The sequence below is a fragment of the Johannesbaptistia floridana genome (genome assembly GCF_057440575.1).
In genome coordinates, this window is the sequence record NZ_JALKVM010000012.1 from 1 (window position 1) to 4,645 (window position 4,645).

6 protein-coding genes are annotated in these 4,645 nt (G+C 34.9%); 2 read left to right on the forward strand and 4 right to left on the reverse strand.

Annotated elements, in window-relative coordinates; genetic code table 11:
- Positions 1 to 1,137: 1,137 nt before the first annotated feature.
- Together MW688_RS00980 and MW688_RS00985 are read right to left on the reverse strand one after the other, a co-directional pair.
- Positions 1,138 to 1,341: a chlorophyll a/b-binding protein gene (locus MW688_RS00980; protein WP_486734037.1), complete on the reverse strand. Its 204-nt coding sequence runs from the start codon at positions 1,339 to 1,341 to the stop codon at positions 1,138 to 1,140.
- Between the two features lie 163 nt (positions 1,342 to 1,504).
- A complete protein-coding gene (locus MW688_RS00985; protein ID WP_486734038.1) occupies positions 1,505 to 2,317 on the reverse strand; it encodes an alpha/beta fold hydrolase in 813 nt (270 codons plus the stop codon).
- 266 nt (positions 2,318 to 2,583) lie between these two features.
- Between MW688_RS00985 and MW688_RS00990 the strand changes: the two genes are divergently transcribed.
- Positions 2,584 to 3,270, forward strand: a complete 687-nt coding sequence (locus tag MW688_RS00990) for a polysaccharide deacetylase family protein (RefSeq protein WP_486734039.1) — start codon at positions 2,584 to 2,586, stop codon at positions 3,268 to 3,270.
- Positions 3,271 to 3,467: 197 nt separating this feature from the next.
- Positions 3,468 to 3,695, forward strand: a complete 228-nt coding sequence (locus tag MW688_RS00995) for a cyclic di-GMP-binding domain-containing protein, MshE-related (protein WP_486734040.1) — start codon at positions 3,468 to 3,470, stop codon at positions 3,693 to 3,695.
- Positions 3,696 to 4,008: 313 nt separating this feature from the next.
- Here the strand turns inward: MW688_RS00995 and MW688_RS01000 are convergent, their stop codons facing one another.
- Both MW688_RS01000 and MW688_RS01005 read right to left on the reverse strand, forming a co-directional pair.
- On the reverse strand, positions 4,009 to 4,308 hold the full coding sequence (locus MW688_RS01000) for a hypothetical protein (RefSeq protein WP_486734041.1): 300 nt from the start codon (positions 4,306 to 4,308) through the stop codon (positions 4,009 to 4,011).
- Positions 4,305 to 4,645, reverse strand: a 341-nt coding sequence (locus tag MW688_RS01005; protein WP_486734042.1) for a hypothetical protein, incomplete at its 5' end; no start/stop codon positions are given. The genes MW688_RS01000 and MW688_RS01005, both read right to left, overlap by 4 nt.

Consider the following 4,645-nt stretch of genomic DNA (forward strand, 5'->3'; position numbering starts at 1 on the left):
GTGATAGTCTCGGCTGGTCACAAGAAGGGATTGGTTACAACTGTTTAGTTATCTCTTGGCCACAAATTACTCGTTTAACAATCGAATATGAGAAAACCCGAAGTACCAGTCAACTTAATTTAGAGATTTAGACAAGTTTTCAGTAGGTTACAAGGGACAAACTCTCTTAAAATAGATAAAAAGGTCGCGATCGCCAGCAATGTTCACTTTTAAGGTTTATTTGGTGCGTTACGGCCCCATTCATTATCTTCTGGTAAATTTCTCAAGTTTTGTCTGGGCCTAACGCACCCTACAATCTAAGCAGTAATTACCGATTCTTTTCCTCACATCTTACACCAGTACTTATGTACCAAATTATTGTGGTCAAAAGTTCATTTCTCTTTCGTTTAAGAAAAGCATCAGGAGAACAAAAATACTGAATATGTCTTGAGTGTCAACCAATTTTTAAGGGCGATCGCATTAATTCTTTAACTCATTACTTATTACTCATTACTCATTACTCAACTACCACCAGTAACATTTGGTAAAGATGCAAGATGTGAGTTTTCCCTCCTTGGTCAGGGAGGCAAGCCAAAAGTGGGCGCAAGCCTTGCGCCCCTACATCATATTACATTGTTTGGGCGAATCCCTAAATATTTCCTTTAGCTCATATCTTGCACTCCTAAAAAAGTACTAAATAGGCCAACAGGCGAGCAGGGGAGAAAGATGGTTTTTAAGTATTTGCATCAATATCTCATAATATATAGCAGTAGTTCGTGTTAACAACATTTATCACTAACTTTTCCCCCCCAACCCCCCTTACTAAGGGGGGCTTTTCATCATTTTTGTCAACATCTATTGGCGAGCTTGCTATAACTGATTAAACGGATTTAATATTACTTAAATACTTAAATACTTCTTACTTCTTACTCATTACTCATTACTCAACCACAACCAGTAACATTAGGTAAAGATGCTAGGGGTCTGAGTTTATATGTCCTAACCATTTTTTATACTGCTATATTTGTCATACCATAAATATCCCCAGGTTGTTTAACCTGGGGACTTCTCGATTATGCGTTAAATGAGATAGGGAGATGAATCTTGATTTTTTTGATTAACTAGAAGATTTATAAACTTACAAAAAACGCTTTCAATTTAGAATAGACCAAGCCAGTGGAAGAAGCCTTGACCTGTGCTTAATTCTACAATCAAAGCACCTAGAAAGCCTATCATAGCTAATCTGCCATTCCAAATTTCCGCACTAGGGTTAGACCCAAATTGAAACTTGGTAGCAAATTCTCCATACTTACGTTCAGACTGTGCATCGTAGTGGTTGGTTGGTGTAGGTGTGTTTTCCATATATTGTTAAAATCCTTATTGAGTTCGTTATTCTTAATATAATTTAATCTATCGTCATATTTATCTACCTTTTGACGGAATAATATTAGTTTAGTTAATTTTTTCAAGAGAAATTCACAAATAACAAATGTGCTAATTATTATCCGATGAGAACTATGAAAATTTATACCTGATTAGCTAAAAATTCCGCCACTGTCTGGTTAAAAATAGCAGGCTCAACTAAAAAAGGCCAATGATTGCCCGGTATTTCACTTATAGTTAAATTTGTCAAATAATGGCGATAAGGTTTTAATTGCCAAGAGGTGCGATTTAAGCCCAACTTAGGTTTGAGTAAAAGCGTCGGCCGTGTAATCTCTTTAGTTAAACCCGAAACCTTCATCACCTCAACAAAGATTTGATTACGGGCTGTGACCGTAAATTTACTACCCCAACTCCCTGTGGGTTTAGTTTCTATTCCTGCTTGAAATGCTCTTTGCTGTAATTCACTCCAACCGCGATACTGTTTTAATTGACGGGCTTGATTTTCTGCCGCTTCATAGGTAGGAAATGGCCCCATAGTTTTGAGAAAAGGCAAAACTCGATAGAGAATAGGCAGAGTAACTTGAAAGTAACTAGGAATTCTATCTATGAAAAAAGGATCAACAAGAATTAAACTGCGAAAAGTTTCTGGAGACTGAGTCGCCCAAATAGTAGCTAGTTTTGCACTCCAAGAATGGGCTAAAATATGGGCAGAGGTCCAATTTAATTCTTGAAATAGTAACTGAAGATCATCAATTAAATCATTAAAAGTATATCCAGCATCAGGTTTAGGACTTTGACCATGCCCCCGCAAATCTGGAGCCACGATTTGAAACTGAGGGGAAAGATATTCAGCTAAACTACACCAAACCTGAGCATTATCTGCTAATCCATGCAGTAGTAATAAAGGTTGTTCTCCTTTTCCCCAAGTTTGATAAGCTAATGGAACAGCGGACATATATTTTATGCTACAAATAATTACTTTTAACCTCTTTAATTATACTATTTAGCCCCAATTATTAGGCGATCGCCCTCCCCAAAGTAAGTGTAAATACTTAGAAATCATGTCTAAATTCGCCCATTCTCCCACCACCAGTGGCTTGTCAGAACAATAATTATTGCCCAGAAATTGTTATGATTAGATAAATAATAAGTGCTTCAAACACAAATGCCGAAGGACTTTAGATAAAAAAGCTTATACAACATACAAACTTTAGTTAATATATGATAACCAAACTCTTAATAGATGCAATCAGTACACAATTAACTGATGCTATTTTCTATAAAAAAACTACAGAAAAAAAAATCGCCCTCACCATAGACGATGTAGGGGATGATTCTACTAGATTAATTCTTGATGCCATCACTAAACACAATAACTTAGCTTCTCAAAAAGTAACAGCAACATTTTTCATCACAGCCAGTTACTTATATAGAGAAGATACTTTAGTTAGCGATATTGTTAGTAAAGGACATGAAATTGGGAATCACGGTGTCTATGACCATAGTCATGCCCAATTATCACCAGAAGAATTTGCCACAGAAATACAACAAGCCCATGAAATTCTCACCGAGAAAACAGATGCAACCATTCGTTGGTTTAGACCTGCCCAAGGATTTTATAATCAATCAATGTTAGTATCTCTAGAGAGAATGGCGATTCAATATAACTACTATCCTAAATTTGTCCTCGCATCGATGATACCTCTAGATACTTACTCTCTTACTAGAAATCCACAGTTTACCTTTAACTATATCTTGCCTTTTATTTTTCCTGGTTCTATTCTCATAATGCACGGAGGCACTCCAGAAAGAGCTCAAAATACAGCTCAAACTCTTCCTTTACTACTAAATCATCTCAATCAGCTAGGTTATCAGACAGTATCTTTAGGAGATTTATGGGCAAGTTAATAATTACAACCCAACCAGCTCTTGTCACCGCGTCAGCGAATAGAGTCAATTTCTTATCACCAGTTAATAAAAGTTAATAAAAGTTAATAAAAGTAATATAACTTATTATAAATACTTTAAGTTTCTTTCTATTTTTTGGGGATTTTCTTTATTGTCTCAAAATGCAATTTATAATTATTTATACATAAAGAAAAAGGTTGAAATATTTAGAGATGGAAAAGAATATGTTACTCGGTGAGATTTTAGTTCGTCAACACTTAATCACTTATGAACAGCTTAATGGCATACTGAAAAAGCAAAGGAAAACAAAAAAACAGTTAGGGAAACTATTACTAGATTTAAAAATGATTTCCCAACCTGAATTAGATATAGCTTTACAAGAACAATATTGGCGTAAAAACGGATATTGGGTAATAATCGATTAAAACATGTGGCTCTTAAGTATTTGCTTTTGATAAGTAGAACCAGAACCTTTATAGGCAAAAGGAAGAAGGAAAAAAGTGTGACGAATGAATTCAATTTACCAGTTAATGCCAAGAGAGCCGACTTTGAGATCAATTATAGCCTCAAGACATGTAAGGAACTGACAATTATGTTATCGTTTTAGGCTTTGAGGCTCTTAGACTCATATCTTGCACCAAATGGAGAATTAATTGAGAGAAATATTAAATTTGAAAATAGTCACTCAATCTGTAAAAATATGGTACCGTTCTTTACGTTATAAATTGGATTATTGAATCAAAGATAGATTTTAAGTAATTGGCGATCGCCCACGGCTAATGAAAAATAGAAATTAGTAACTATTGCTACCAAATGGCACTGTATTTGAGTAGAAAAGGATTGTAACCAATCGGCAAATTCCATCCAGCCTTCTACGTGAATAATTCTGATAACTGTTTCGACTACACACTCCAGATCAAATTCCAGAAACTGTGCTAGAAGCTCATCTGAATCTTTATCTAAATTATTAGTTTTCCTATTATTAGTATTTAATAGGAAAACTAATAATTTTTTCAGACCCATTTCTGACAGTTTCAAACAGGTCGCACACCCGCTACCATTTCATTATCTGTTGTGGGAAAAATGGCTTTTTCTTCTCCTAAATTATTTGAAGTAAATTCAGAACTACTGCCATATAGAATTATTGGGTCTTTTAATTGCTCAAACTCTGTGATTACTGCATCATCTTCTACACCAAAATCATTGTATTTAACTTGAGAATTATTTAAGTCATTGTTATTAACCTTGGTAAGAGAATCTCCTAGATTATCTAAGGAAAGCCCTTTGATTCTTGTTTTTGGGGATTGGCGGTCATCATTGTTAATATTAATCCTGGCTTGTTTTGTTTTGATAGAAGCATTCTGAGAATTATGTA

What these genes read in the sequence shown, in the direction of transcription:
- MW688_RS00985 (WP_486734038.1), bottom strand. Translation starts at nt 2,317, where the DNA reads ATGTCCGCTGTTCCATTAGCTTATCAAACTTGGGGAAAAGGAGAACAA.
- MW688_RS00980 (WP_486734037.1), bottom strand. Translation starts at nt 1,341, where the DNA reads ATGGAAAACACACCTACACCAACCAACCACTACGATGCACAGTCTGAA.
- MW688_RS00990 (WP_486734039.1), top strand. Translation starts at nt 2,584, where the DNA reads ATGATAACCAAACTCTTAATAGATGCAATCAGTACACAATTAACTGAT.